This is a genomic window from Paenibacillus sp. FSL K6-2441, assembly GCF_037964765.1.
Taxonomy (GTDB): domain Bacteria; phylum Bacillota; class Bacilli; order Paenibacillales; family Paenibacillaceae; genus Fontibacillus; species Fontibacillus phoenicis.
The window spans coordinates 1,005,603-1,018,771 of sequence record NZ_CP150174.1 but is presented as its reverse complement, the minus strand read 5'-3'; the positions used below and the strand labels follow the sequence as shown (position 1 = coordinate 1,018,771).

The following is a 13,169-nucleotide window of genomic DNA, read 5'->3' as shown; positions in this document are numbered from 1 at the left end:
CGCTCATGATATCCCCCTTTCTGGCATCTGGCCTGTCTCCTAAGCTATAATGGAAATGGAAATCATGTGATGAACAATGTTAAAGGACGGAGCCCCTAATGATAAATCAATCTTTTGTGAACCCCTTAGAGCAAATGAAGGCCTTGCAGAAGTCGTTGACCCGATTTATGATGATGTACAAATTTGCTCTCCACGAGGTGGAGACAAAAATCGAAATTTTGCAGGAGGAGTTTCAGCTTCTCCACGACTACAATCCGATCGAGCATACGAAGTCTAGAATCAAATCTCCGGAAAGCATCATGAAGAAGCTGTACCGCAAAGGCGGCGCTTCCTCCTTAGAGGATATCAAGCGCAGTATCCGCGACATCGCCGGCATTCGCATCACCTGTTCGTTTATCTCGGACATTTACCGGATCAGCGAAATGCTGCAGGCGCAGAAGGACCTGAAGATCCTTACGATCAAAGATTACATCAAGAACCCTAAGCCGAACGGATACAAAAGCCTGCACATGCTGGTCGAAGTGCCGGTGTTCATGTCAGACGGCGAGGAAATGGTGTGCGTCGAAATTCAGATCCGCACCATTGCCATGGATTTCTGGGCCAGTCTGGAGCACAAAATTTTCTATAAATACAACGAGTCCGTACCGGATCGTCTGCTCCAGGATCTCAAGAACGCCGCCGACACCGCCTACGAGCTGGACTTGAAAATGGAACAGCTGCAGCAGGAAATGGAGGAAATCAAGCACGCTCACCAAGTCGAAGCCTCCGAAGAGTTCCAGTTGCTCATCGACAACCAGAAGTTCAACATTCCGCAGAAGCTGCTGAAGTTGTTGTCGGGCGGGGAATGAGCCTTAGGAAGACCTACAAGAATAGGAGTTGCCCTGTACCATCATCAAGATGGGAGGTGCAACTCCTTCTTCATTTAGCGGGATTGTCTTACACGTTTGGTGTTCAAGGATTCCGTGCGCTTCTTGGACTCCCTTGCCGGCTGCACCGGCTTTGGAGCTAAGGCGGTCTGTTGCATCGGATAAGGGTGCTCCTTAATGACAGGGATCCGCTTTCCGATCAATTTCTCGATATCGGCCAGGTACGGCTTCTCGTCAAAATCGCAGAACGAAATGGCGACGCCGCTTTGTCCGGCCCGGCCGGTCCGCCCGATCCGGTGGACGTATGTTTCGGGAATATTCGGCAGCTCATAGTTGATGACGTGGGACAACTCGTCGATGTCGATGCCCCGTGCCGCAATATCGGTAGCAACCAGGACGCGCAAGGTGCGATTCTTGAAATCTTGCAAAGCCGTCTGCCTAGCGCCTTGCGATTTGTCGCCATGGATGGCTTTGGCGCTGACCTGCGCCTTCGTTAAGTGGCGCACCAACCGGTCCGCCCCATGCTTGGTCCGCGTAAAGACGATGGCGGATTCGATGGACGGGTCTTTCAAAAGATGAATCAGCAGATCCCTCTTGTTGCCCTTGTCCACGTAATACAGATACTGCCCGATGGTGTCCACCGTTGAGGAAACCGGCGTAATCTCCACCTTGACGGGATTTCTCAGGATGGAATCGGCCATTTGCGCGATCGCATCTGGCATCGTGGCGGAGAAGAGCAAGGTTTGCCGCTGGGACGGTGTCTTGGCGATGATCTTCTTGACGTCGTGGATAAAGCCCATATCCAGCATGCGATCCGCTTCATCCAAAATCAGGAGCTCCACGTTCTTCAGATCGATCAGCTTCTGCTGCATGAGATCGTTCAGCCTTCCGGGCGTGGCCACCAGAATGTCTACGCCCTTTTGCAGCGCGGCCTCCTGCGGTTTCTGCGACACGCCGCCAAAGATGACGGCGCATTTCAGAGGCAGGTACTTGCCGTAGGAGCAAAAATTTTCGTAAATCTGCAGCGCCAGCTCGCGGGTTGGCGTGATCACAAGCGCGCGGATGTTCCGCCGGCCTGCACGCGGGGCGCCATCCTTATGCAGCAACTGCAGTGTAGGGATGGCAAATGCTGCGGTTTTCCCCGTACCGGTCTGCGCGCAACCCAGCAAGTCTTGGCCGCTGAGTATCGGCGGGATCGCTTGTTGTTGAATCGGCGTAGGTGCCGTATAATTTTCCTGCTCCAACGCTTTTAAGATCGAAGGGATCAGGTTCAGTTCTTTAAATTGCATAATAACTCCTTGCCGGCCTTACTGCCGGAATCGCTAATTTTGGCAGGAAGCGCCCAAGGCTTGAAGCTCGTTCCACCAATCTTACCAATATAACACTTCACAGGTAACCCGGCAAATGGAGAGTTGGATCGGACCGGTTCGGTGCATGCGCGATGGCCGACCGTTCTCATTTCGGCAGAGCATTCCGATAAGGCCCTTTTGTGGCGTTATTTCCGCCCTTTTGCACTCCATGAAGAAAATAAGGCCCTTTTAGGGTCTTATTTGGAGGAAAAGAGGCTGAAATGTCCCGTATTGGCCCGATTTGAGATCAATAAGGCCATTTTAGGGCCTTATTTTCACTAGCGTTGCATTAAGACTTCTTTCTGCTTTGATTCAGACAAATACAGAACAACGATATAGTATATACAAACCGGATTAGTATATATTTTACAGACGCACTTTGCTTAAATTTGAAAAAGTTTAGAGGGGATTAGACCCGCACGTTACCCATTTTTTAAAATTTAAGTATTTAGTTCAATACTTCTACAATGATTCGTGGCTTCATCGATTTGTTCGCCTGCTTGGGGGGCCGACCGTTTCGCTTCGTTCGTCCTTTTGAGCTCCGTGTGGGCTTTTTGAATAAGGCTTCATGCAGCCTAGTCCATGACCGATCGGCATAGAGTCGAATCAATCGAAGTAACTGCCAAACGGTTTGCTTGCACTCTAGCTTCAGGCGTAGCAACAGGCACAGAGCATAGGATATCAACGCGATATACATCTGGTTCCAGATGGCTTCTGCGGTGTACCCATGAGGCTTCACTAAACGGAGGTGTTGCTTAATCCATTTAAAGAATAGCTCGATTTGCCAACGATGCCGATATACATCTGCAATTTGGTGCACGGACAAATCCATGCGACTTGTCACAAGGCGATATAAACGACCTTGCTGATCCTGAAACTCAATGAGTCGCAACTTCATTTGCTGCCCTGGCAGAGTTACATCCGCATCCCGAATGAAATCTCCCCGCTTGGGAAGAGCCCGTTCCTTGAGGATCGTCAATCGGGTATTATCCTTAACCCGAGCCACAAACTTCATCCCTTGGTCCACCCAGGCTTGAAAATGCTTGTGCACCTGATAGCCTCGGTCCATCACATAGGTCACTTCTTTATCGACCGTAAAGTTTGGGGCAACTTCGTGGTCTGCGACATCTTTGGTTGAGGCGATGATTTTATCTGGAACCATCGTCTTCGCGTCGACGACTAGAAGTGAAGTGTGCATTTTCACGCCGTGATTGGATGCAGAGCAGTAAGCCCATTTGGAAAGAATCGCTGGCAAGGTGATTTGAGTAGAATCCATGATCGCGAGCTTTCCGATCTTAGTCGTGATTCCTGGCTTACTCTCCGTTAGTTGTTGGATTTGTCTCGTTACTTGCATGAAAAGCAGGTGAAGGTTCTCTAGGGGAAGCTTCTTCATTTTCCGCGAGAGTTGGGATGGGCTTATGCTTTCAAGTCCACCAAGTATCGCTTGAAAATCTTCATTGGCTTCAAGATGCTCGGACATTTCAGCATAAGACTCTCGTTGCTGTAACTGGGCTTCAATGAACAGCAGTAGGGAAGAACCGACAAAAAGCTTGCGAGCACGATAATCCAAAACGCTATCTCGGGAAGAATTAATATTTAACATTTGTAGACATTGACATATGACACTTAAATTTGTACTGTTATCCATAGAAATCTCCTTTTGTTGAGAGGTTGATGGATAACCTTTGGATCAACTCAACATTAGGGGATTTCTTTATTTTTGTACATGAAAACCAGCCTATAATTTGCAAATTTAGTAAATTGTTGATTTGAAATATCGTTTGAAAAGTTAATGCAACGCTAGTGCCTTATTTTACGAGGAACGTGTTGATTTTGAAGAATAAGACCACTTTTTACCCTTATTTCAGCACCGAGTGAAGTCGGAAACCCTACCTGCGCACCACGTAGTCCTCCACCTGACACAACCATACCATATGGTCTTGCCCCGGCCCCCAGTAGTCCTTGGCCACGGCATAAGGCTCACCGAACTTGCGAAGCCACTTCTGCTGCGCCCGCTTGTAGCCGCTGTCGAGGCAGAACCGCTCGATGCCCCGCTCCCGCAGCGCCTTCGCCATCGCCTCGATCAAAGCCGATCCGATGCCTTGTCCTTGATAGGCGGACAGCACGTACAAGCTCCCCAGCTCGCCAACATTGTCCAACGCGTGCTGGGTACATTCCCTGATTTCCTTCCCGCAAGGGCCAAAGGAAATGATGCCGACCACCTCCCGAGCGATCTTCGCAGCGAGGAAAAAGACAGGGCTCTCCACCGCTTGTGGCCCATCCCCGCGTGAATCAAAGCCAGGTGCAGCCCCAAGCGCTGCGTCCACCAGCTGGATTTTCCCCTCAATTTCCTCGCGGATATCTTCTATTAAATGTCCAAGCCCTTCCGCGGCAAACGCCTCTGGAATCGTCTGCTCGAATACCCGGCAGGCTTCCTCTCGATCTTCAGCGGTTAACGGTACGATGACGATATCCTCGACCATGGCAATCCCTCCTTCACTTTTTTTCATATCGGCCTGCAAAATCGGAGCTATTCACTTCATATTCTAAAGATTTTACCGAAATAAAAGCAAAGAGGCGATCCCATCACGAAAACGCTAACCTACGTGACAACACGCTGGAATATGCGGGTTTTACCTGTGAACGGTTGTGGTATAATCACGATGATTTGCGAAAACGGGGTTGCATTTGACAGCTTGCAACAACAAACAGAAACGGGTGATCAGAATTGTTTGAACTCAAATGGCTGTGGCAGAATTTGGAGGGCAACCGGGCCAGATATATCACGGCGCTGGTGCTTTCCGTCGTGGGCTCCTCGCTCATGATTATCAATCCGTACATAGGCCAACGCATTGTCGACACGTTTATCACAGGTGAACATGCGATGGAAAATTTATCGCAGCAACGGGGACTGCTGATCATGCTCTGCTTGGGGATGATTGGTTTCTCTCTGCTGCGGACGGGGCTTGCTTATTTGACGACGATGCAATACGAGCAGGCTTCGCAAAATATGCTGTACAAAGTCCGCATCTACCTCTACAACAAAATCCAAGGCCAGGATATGGAGTACTATGACCATAACCGGACCGGGGACCTCATGACCAAGATGACCGGGGACCTGGACATGGTGCGGCACTCGATGGCGTGGATTATCAAGACGATTATTGAATCGGTGACGATCTTTGTTGCGGCCGTCGCTTATTTTTTCACAATTGATGCTGTGTTGACGCTGTGGCTGCTGATCTTGGCGCCTCCGATCTTCATCGTGGCTTACATCTTCGCGAAAAAGGTCCGTCCAATGTACGTGGATCTGCGCGAGCGGTTGTCCCAACTGAACACGATCACCCAAGAGAACATCTCGGGGAACCGCGTCGTTAAAGCCTTTGCCCGTGAAGAATTTGAAATTGAAAAGTTCACCGACAAGAACATTCACTTCTCAGAAGCGAACAAGAAAGCCGCGCTCGTGTGGCTGGACTACTTCCCGTATCTGGAGACGTTCGCACAAGCGTTTAACGTGATCCTGATGCTGGCTGGCGGATATTTTGTCATGCAGGGACGGATTACCTTCGGGGAATTTTCCGCGTTCTCCGCATTGATCTGGGCCGTATCCAACCCGATGCGCAACATCGGCATTATCATTAACGATATTCAACGTTTCTTCGCCAGCTTAAGTAAAATTGTAGAAATTTATTACGCCAAACCAAAAATCGTAAACGAGCACAAAGCGATCGAAAAGCGCCGTTACGAAGGACGGATCGAATTCAAGCATGTCAGCTTCAAATATGACAGCAATGAAGTGCTTCACGATATCAGCTTCTCGGTGAATCCGGGGGAAACGATCGCCATTATGGGCTCAACCGGTTCGGGCAAAACATCGCTCGTAAACCTGATCCCCCGCTTTTACGACGTATCCGACGGGCAAGTGTTGGTTGACGGCGTGGACGTCCGCGACCTGGAGCTCGATGAGCTCCGCAGCAACATCGGCATCGCGACCCAGGACGTGCTGCTGTTCTCCGATACGATCGACGGAAATATCGCTTACGGCGATCCCGAGCTGCCGGAGGAACAAACGAGAGAGTATGCCCGGCTCGCTGCTGCGCATGATTTTATTACGAAAATGCCGGAAGGGTATGACACCATCGTTGGGGAACGCGGCGTCGGCTTATCCGGCGGTCAGAAGCAGCGGATTGCGCTGGCCCGGGCGCTGGCGGTGCGCCGACCGATTCTGATCCTCGACGACACCACCTCCGCGGTTGACTTGGAAACCGAGGAGCATATCCAGAAGAGCTTGCGCGAGCTGAACTTCCCGTGCACGAAGCTGATCATTGCCCAGCGCGTGTCGACCACGGCCGAAGCGGACCGCATTCTGATCCTGGACGGCGGACGGCTGATCGAGGAAGGCACCCATGCGGAATTGCTCGCGAAACGCGGCTATTATTACGATGTATTTATGCTTCAAAATGAAGGGATCGGAAGGACGGTGAGCGCCCATGGCCAGAAATAAGTTCGATGTGGATGAGAATCTGGAGTCTCCTTTTGACATAAAGCACTTCAAACGTGCCATGGTGTACATCCGAAAACAGCAGAAGCCGATGATCATCGCGTTTGTGCTGAGCGCCTTGTCGGCTGCAATCGCGCTGTCGGCGCCGCTCATTATTCAACACGTTGTGGACGTGACGATTCCGGAGAAAGCGTTTGGTGCGCTGGTCGGGTGGTCTGCGCTGATGCTGCTCACGATCGTGGTCAGCGTCGAGCTGGCGACGATCCGCTCCCGGATCATGACCCGGGTCGGCCAGGATATCATCTTCGATATCCGTACGGATCTGTTCAAGCATCTGCAGCAGCTGCCGTTTAAATATTACGACGACCGCCCGCAAGGGAAAATCCTGATCCGCGTCGTCAACTACGTTAACGCCGTATCGGACGTTTTGTCCAACGGGATCATCAACTTTATTTTGGAGATCGTCAATTTGATCTTTATCGCTGTGTTTATGTTTGCGTTGGATGTCCGGTTGTCGTTCGTCACCTTGGCCGGATTGCCGGTGTTCCTCGGCGTTATGCTGCTGATCAAAACCCGGCAGCGCCGGGCATGGCAGGCTGTTTCCAACAAAAGCTCCAACATGAACGCGTATTTGCAGGAGAGCATCAGCGGGATTGGCGTGACGCAAATTTTCTCCCGCGAGAAGCATAACGAAGGCATCTTTACCCGCCTGGCCGGCAACTACCGCAAGGAATGGATGCGGGCGCTTCGCTACAACGCCCTGATCCCGTTCTCCGTCGACAACCTGGCGACGATCGTCACGACGCTGATCTATATGGTTGGCTTGCTTGCGATGGGTCCGGAAGGCGTGACCTTCGGGGTCATCCTTGCGATGAGTAACTATGCGGCCCGCTTCTGGCAACCGATCCTGAACCTGTCCCAGCTGTATAACAACTTCATTAACGCCGTCGCTTATCTGGAACGGATCTTCGAAACGATGGATGAACCGGTGACGGTCAGCGATGTCCCGGGGGCGAAGGCTTTGCCACCGGTGCAGGGCAACGTCCAATTCAAAGACGTTACGTTTGCTTACGATCCAGGCCTGAACATTCTGGAGCACCTGAACTTCGAGGTAAAAGCCGGGGAAAGCATCGCCCTCGTCGGACCGACGGGCGCGGGCAAGACCACGGTCGTCAACCTCATCTCGCGCTTCTATAATGTGAGCGAAGGTGCGATTCTGATCGATGGTCACGACATCTCTCAAGTGACGTTGAAGTCGCTGCGCAGCCAGATGGGGATAATGCTGCAGGATAGCTTTATTTTCTCGGGTACGATCATGGATAATATCCGATACGGCAAGCTGGACGCCACCGAGGAGGAAGTCATCGCCGCGGCCAAAACGGTCTGCGCGGACGAGTTCATCCGCGAGTTTGAGCAAGGGTACTACACCGAGGTGAACGAACGCGGCTCGAAGCTCTCCCAAGGACAGCGGCAGCTCATCTCGTTCGCCCGGACGCTGCTGGCCGATCCGCGCATTCTGATCCTGGACGAAGCGACCTCCTCGATCGACGCCAAGACGGAGCGCCTGCTTCAGCAAGGCTTAAACGAGCTGCTCAAGGGACGCACCTCGTTTATCATCGCGCACCGGCTGTCGACGGTGAAGAACTGCGACCGCATCATGTATGTCTCCGACAAGGGGATTGCCGAATCCGGCTCGCATGATGAGCTGATGGCCAAACGTGGTCTGTACTACCGCTTGTATACCGCGCAGAAGATGGAAGCTGTATAGATCATGCAAAAATAAAGGCAATTCCGCCAAGCCAATTTAACCTGGCTGACGGAGTTGCCTTTTTGTTTTTACCGGACGCTGGGTACCGGACGCTGGGATATCAAAATTTGTCGAATTGTGAAATGGTTCACTTACTATGGTATGCCCTTATGTTATCCTCTCCAAGGGGAACGAAAGAGAAACAGCACCCCGATATAGACAGAAGTGGAGGGTTTATCATGCAAAAGAAAGTTACAGCAGCACTCATTCTCGTCTTATCCTTGATGCTTGTCATCGCGGGATGCGGCAACAATGGGAATGAGCCTCAGAACCAGGCTCAGGATCAGAACCAGACGCAGGCTGGCGGACAGACGGACAAAGCCAAAGAAAACGAAGCCGAAGCCGTAGCCGGCGCATCCGAAAAAAGCTATACGCCTCACGATCAATTGAAGGACAGCTACGATATCATTATCATCGGCGCAGGCGGTGCTGGCATGACCGCAGCACTCGAAGCGAAAGCCAACGGTATGAACCCCGTTATCTTCGAGAAAATGCCGGTGGCCGGCGGTAACACGACGAAATCGTCCTCCGGCATGAACGCCTCGGAGACGAAATTCCAAAAGGAACAAGGCATTGAAGACAGCAACGACAAGTTCTATGAAGAGACGCTAAAAGGTGGCCACAATACAAATGATACCGAACTGTTGCGTTTCTTCGTTGACCATTCCGCAGGCGCGATCGATTGGCTCGATTCCATTGGCATTCGGTTGAATAACCTCACGATTACGGGCGGCATGAGCGAAAAACGCACGCACCGTCCGGAAGACGGCTCCGCCGTGGGACAATACCTGGTGGACGGCCTGGTCCGAAACGTTGAAGAACAAGGCATTCCGTTGTTCGTCAACGCCAATGTCAAGGAGATTACTCAGCAAGACGGCAAAGTCAACGGCGTGAAGGTGGTCCTGAACGATACCGAAGAAAAAACGATTACCGGCAAAGCCGTCATCGTGGCGACCGGCGGTTACGGGGCCAATCCGGAAATGATCACGCAGTTTAGACCGGACTTAAAGGGATATGTCACGACCAACCAAGCTGGCAGCACCGGCGACGGCATTACGATGATTGAGAAATTGGGCGGCGTTACCGTTGATATGGATCAGATCCAGGTTCACCCGACTGTTCAACAGGAGAAATCTTATCTGATCGGTGAAGCCGTGCGCGGCGAAGGCGCGATCCTTGTTTCCAGCGAAGGCAAGCGTTTCTTTAATGAAATGGACACGCGCGATAAAGTGACCAACGCGATCAATGCCCTGCCTGAGAAGTCCGCCTACCTTGTCTTTGATTCCGGTGTGAAATCCCGAGCTAAAGCGATCCAACAATATGAGAAGATGGGCATTGTACTCCAGGGCGACACGATTGAAGCTTTGGCCGAAAAGATGGGTGTACCGGCAAATGCTTTGGCGCAAACGTTAGAAACTTGGAACGCGGCTGTTCAGAATCAAAATGACGCCGAATTCGGCAGAACCACCGGGATGGATAACGATTTGTCCGGCGCACCGTACTATGCCATCAAAATTGCTCCCGGCATCCACTACACCATGGGCGGCGTGAAAATCAACACCAACACAGAAGTATTGAACAAAGAAGGCAACCCGATCCCAGGTCTGTTTGCCGCTGGCGAAGTTACCGGCGGGTTGCACGGGGATAACCGGATCGGCGGCAACTCCGTGGCCGATATTATCATTTTCGGACGTCAGGCCGGCGTGAAGGCGGCCGAGTTCGTGAAGGCGCAATAAGCTGAACGATCATGAGATAGGGACCCGTCAAGGCTTGGACTCCAAAGAGTTCGAGCTTTGGCGGATTTTCTTTTTTGAGGAAATGATCTTTGGGAATACTAAATAACCACCCACGATACACGAAACCTAAGGAGGTGCCTAAGATGAGCAAAAATGAGGACTACACTCAGCAGCAGCTGCAGCGGGCCAAGGCCAAGGACTCCACCAACGAAGGCCGAAAAGGCGCCTTCATGACGAAAGACGCCTGGAACCAGGACGGCAACCCTGCCGCAGCGACGGACGATTTCGGTCCCGAGATGAAGCCCGAGGACCCGCCGACGTTGAATGGAAAGCCGGTGTAGCTCGATTTCACCCGCATCAGGCCCAATTCTGTATGATTTTTCGAATACATTTCGCCGATATCGCCGAATTTAGCCGATTGTATTCGATTTTTCATATAGAATGCACCCGGTGGACTAACGCCCACAGCTACCAGCTCCGTGTCCCCTCCCCGCCAATCTCAACACCGCACATACTTCCGCTTAAAGCCCAGTTGCCCGCGATCCAGCGCTTTTTGAATGCTTTCCGAAGCGTTCAGAATGGCGCTTTTCTTCTTCCCCCGTTTCATCTCGACCGGGCCGATCGCCTGGGCGGTCTCCACCGCTTGAGTGTGGAGTGGCCGGTAAGAAACCCCGACGGTGTAAACAAAGTTATTCATCGCAGATTTCGTACGCTCGGGCGCATCGTGAATCGAGTTCTTCACCGTTTCCAGCATGCCGGCGAGCTTGCCCTCGTCAAATTCGCTGTCCGGCCGGCTCCCCAATAGCCAGCAGTAACAGCTCCACCCCGCCGACATCTTCAGCTCGTCCCCGCTGGCGATCCACTGGTCGGCCACCTCCTGGGCGATATCCGCCTCCGCCAAGGTGACGGCAACCACGAAGTCCGACAGCATATAGAAATACGCCCCCTCGATCCAGCGATCAAAATCCGCATGCGTCATCGCCTTCGGATCCGCAATCATCCCCGCAAAATACATCGCATCGTAATTCCCCGTCGCGTAAAGCTCCTCAGCCAAGGGCTGATTGATCTTGATCTGCCGGAACAGCGGCTTCATTTCTCCTGTGGCTACACCAAACAGCGGCTCCCGCGCGCCGTTGGACATGTACATTTTTTTCAGGCGCTCCTTACCGAGTGCCTCAAGCTCCTGCATCACCGTTTCCAGCTTCATTTATGGAGCCAGCTCCCTTCATCCCGTATGGGTTCTTCTCCCCCTAGCTTACTACGTGAGAAGGGCTTGATTCAATTCCAAAATAAGGCCAAGCGTCCTCGCCAAACTACTTGTTGCGCGCCAGGCGGAACCCTTGATCCGGGCCAAAGCCGCTCGCTTCAAACTTGCCGCGAAACGACACCTCGCTGCTGCTGACATCGCCGATCCAGCCGCCGCCTTTCACTACGCGAAATGAGCCACGCTTATAGTTCTGGTTCACCTCGTCCCCGTACCAATCCCAGCACCATTCCCTCACATTGCCAGACATATCGTACAGCCCCAGCTCATTGGGCTCCTTGCCGCCAACAGGCCGGGTTCGGCTATGATTACTCTCAATGATCGGCCAGTTCCAGTCCCCGCTCAGGTACTCCTCTCCGGCATTCCGCCAATACCAGGCCACATCGTCCACACGCGAGCTTCCGCTGTATTTATAGCTTTGGCTGTGCTGCCCACCCCCAGCTGCATACTCCCACTCTTCCTCCGTCGGCAGCCGATACCCGTTCGCGTCCGGATTGATGGTGACCGTCCATTTCACAGGATCGTATTCGCTTTGATTGTTGGGGTCTATTTTTTGCTTATCTATATTGTAAAAAGGTTTCAAGCCCTCTTTTATGCTCCGCTGATTGCAATACTCGATCACGTCGTACCAGCTCACCATCTCCACCGGCAATTGGTCGCCTTGGAACTGAGACGGATTGCTGCCCATCACTTCCACCCATTCTCTCTGGGTCACTTCATATTTTCCGATATAAAAATCAGCCAGTACCCTGCTCGAGCCATAAAAATTAGACCGGGTGTTCTTCACGCTCCCGCCTTGAACTAGCACGAAGGAGTCGTTCTGCCGCTCCGGTCTCCCCATTGCTGCCTGCGAGCAGGCGGAGACCAGCACCATGATGGTGATGGACAAGATCATGCTCATGTATCGCTTCCTCAAGGTCAGCTCCCCTTTGATTGAAGATCAGTGAAGGCCGCCGGCGGCAAACCGAACGGCCTTGAGACCAAATTTAGCGATGAACCATTACCACACCGTGACGTTGGATCTTCCGCTGCTCTGATAGCCTTCCGTCGCCAAGACCTGGTACGACCAGCTGCTGCCCAGGTTCATGCCCTTGCTTCTCCAGGCATTCACGTGATTGCTGAAGGTGATGGAGACGTTGCTGCCGGTTGGTCGTTTCGATTGCCGCACGCTCCAGAACTGTTGGAACGTCTGCGTGCCATCAATGGAAGGCGCATTATAGCGCATGGTCGTATAAATATCGTAGGTGCCTCCGTCGCTGTTCACCGTTCCTTTGTGAGTACCTGTTGGCCGGTACGTCCCCCAACTGTCGACAACGTAATACTCGATCAGCGAGTTTCTAGTCCATCCGTAAAGGGTCAAGTACCCGTTCCCCGAAGGTTCCCAGATGCCGGCATTGTAATTGATCGTCCGATTTGGCGACCCTACGCTCCAGCCTTTGCCGACCACGAAGTTCCCGCTATTTTGCCAAGTTACGCTGTAATTGCCCCCGGACCCGTTAACCGCATTCACCGTTCCGCCGCCATCCGTCCAATATTGCCAATAATCCGTTGCTGCACTCGAGGTTGCCCCAAATAAACCGAAACTCATCGAAGCCGTCAGGAGTAAAGTGAGCATCTTCTTTTTTAATTTCATCAAACATTCCTCC

General features: G+C 52.2%; 11 protein-coding genes. 5 read left to right on the top strand and 6 right to left on the bottom strand.

Annotated features, from left to right (window positions below; genetic code table 11):
- Positions 1-98 precede the first annotated feature (98 nt).
- Positions 99-848, top strand: a complete 750-nt coding sequence (locus NSQ80_RS04365; protein WP_260069732.1) for a GTP pyrophosphokinase family protein — start codon at positions 99-101, stop codon at positions 846-848.
- 74 nt (positions 849-922) lie between these two features.
- On the opposite strand, the gene NSQ80_RS04360 is transcribed toward NSQ80_RS04365, so the two are convergent.
- The 3 genes from NSQ80_RS04360 to NSQ80_RS04350 form a co-directional block, all read right to left on the bottom strand.
- The gene (locus tag NSQ80_RS04360) at positions 923-2,155 is read right to left on the bottom strand and encodes a DEAD/DEAH box helicase (RefSeq protein WP_339301515.1); all 1,233 of its coding nucleotides are present in this window, start codon (positions 2,153-2,155) and stop codon (positions 923-925) included.
- A 508-nt stretch (positions 2,156-2,663) separates the two neighbouring features.
- Entirely contained in the window at positions 2,664-3,818 is a 1,155-nt protein-coding gene (locus tag NSQ80_RS04355; RefSeq protein ID WP_339302159.1) for an IS4 family transposase, read from the bottom strand.
- A gap of 286 nt (positions 3,819-4,104) precedes the next feature.
- The gene (locus tag NSQ80_RS04350) at positions 4,105-4,698 is read right to left on the bottom strand and encodes a GNAT family N-acetyltransferase (RefSeq protein ID WP_339301513.1); all 594 of its coding nucleotides are present in this window, start codon (positions 4,696-4,698) and stop codon (positions 4,105-4,107) included.
- A 245-nt stretch (positions 4,699-4,943) separates the two neighbouring features.
- Between NSQ80_RS04350 and NSQ80_RS04345 the strand changes: the two genes are divergently transcribed.
- The 4 genes from NSQ80_RS04345 to NSQ80_RS04330 all read left to right on the top strand — a co-directional run bounded on the left by NSQ80_RS04345 (position 4,944) and on the right by NSQ80_RS04330 (position 10,600).
- Positions 4,944-6,719: an ABC transporter ATP-binding protein gene (locus NSQ80_RS04345; RefSeq protein ID WP_260069729.1), complete on the top strand. Its 1,776-nt coding sequence runs from the start codon at positions 4,944-4,946 to the stop codon at positions 6,717-6,719.
- The gene (locus NSQ80_RS04340; RefSeq protein WP_009224576.1) at positions 6,706-8,484 is read left to right on the top strand and encodes an ABC transporter ATP-binding protein; all 1,779 of its coding nucleotides are present in this window, start codon (positions 6,706-6,708) and stop codon (positions 8,482-8,484) included. Before NSQ80_RS04345 ends, NSQ80_RS04340 begins: the two co-directional genes overlap by 14 nt.
- A 218-nt stretch (positions 8,485-8,702) precedes the next feature.
- Positions 8,703-10,259, top strand: coding sequence for a flavocytochrome c (locus tag NSQ80_RS04335; protein ID WP_009224575.1), 1,557 nt, complete (start codon positions 8,703-8,705; stop codon positions 10,257-10,259).
- A 143-nt stretch (positions 10,260-10,402) separates the two neighbouring features.
- Positions 10,403-10,600, top strand: a complete 198-nt coding sequence (locus tag NSQ80_RS04330; RefSeq protein ID WP_339301511.1) for a hypothetical protein — start codon at positions 10,403-10,405, stop codon at positions 10,598-10,600.
- Positions 10,601-10,758: 158 nt separating this feature from the next.
- On the opposite strand, the gene NSQ80_RS04325 is transcribed toward NSQ80_RS04330, so the two are convergent.
- The 3 genes from NSQ80_RS04325 to NSQ80_RS04315 form a co-directional block, all read right to left on the bottom strand.
- A complete protein-coding gene (locus NSQ80_RS04325) occupies positions 10,759-11,466 on the bottom strand; it encodes a DNA alkylation repair protein (protein ID WP_009224573.1) in 708 nt (235 codons plus the stop codon).
- A gap of 106 nt (positions 11,467-11,572) precedes the next feature.
- A complete protein-coding gene (locus NSQ80_RS04320) occupies positions 11,573-12,424 on the bottom strand; it encodes an SUMF1/EgtB/PvdO family nonheme iron enzyme (protein ID WP_036644892.1) in 852 nt (283 codons plus the stop codon).
- A gap of 99 nt (positions 12,425-12,523) precedes the next feature.
- Complete coding sequence (locus NSQ80_RS04315; RefSeq protein ID WP_036644891.1) at positions 12,524-13,159, bottom strand: glycoside hydrolase family 11 protein; 636 nt, start codon at positions 13,157-13,159, stop codon at positions 12,524-12,526.
- Between the last annotated feature and the right edge of the window lie 10 nt (positions 13,160-13,169).

What these genes read in the sequence shown, in the direction of transcription:
- NSQ80_RS04365 (WP_260069732.1), top strand. Translation starts at nt 99, where the DNA reads ATGATAAATCAATCTTTTGTGAACCCCTTAGAGCAAATGAAGGCCTTG.
- NSQ80_RS04360 (WP_339301515.1), bottom strand. Translation starts at nt 2,155, where the DNA reads ATGCAATTTAAAGAACTGAACCTGATCCCTTCGATCTTAAAAGCGTTG.
- NSQ80_RS04355 (WP_339302159.1), bottom strand. Translation starts at nt 3,818, where the DNA reads ATGTTAAATATTAATTCTTCCCGAGATAGCGTTTTGGATTATCGTGCT.
- NSQ80_RS04350 (WP_339301513.1), bottom strand. Translation starts at nt 4,698, where the DNA reads ATGGTCGAGGATATCGTCATCGTACCGTTAACCGCTGAAGATCGAGAG.
- NSQ80_RS04340 (WP_009224576.1), top strand. Translation starts at nt 6,706, where the DNA reads ATGGCCAGAAATAAGTTCGATGTGGATGAGAATCTGGAGTCTCCTTTT.
- NSQ80_RS04335 (WP_009224575.1), top strand. Translation starts at nt 8,703, where the DNA reads ATGCAAAAGAAAGTTACAGCAGCACTCATTCTCGTCTTATCCTTGATG.
- NSQ80_RS04330 (WP_339301511.1), top strand. Translation starts at nt 10,403, where the DNA reads ATGAGCAAAAATGAGGACTACACTCAGCAGCAGCTGCAGCGGGCCAAG.
- NSQ80_RS04325 (WP_009224573.1), bottom strand. Translation starts at nt 11,466, where the DNA reads ATGAAGCTGGAAACGGTGATGCAGGAGCTTGAGGCACTCGGTAAGGAG.
- NSQ80_RS04320 (WP_036644892.1), bottom strand. Translation starts at nt 12,424, where the DNA reads ATGAGCATGATCTTGTCCATCACCATCATGGTGCTGGTCTCCGCCTGC.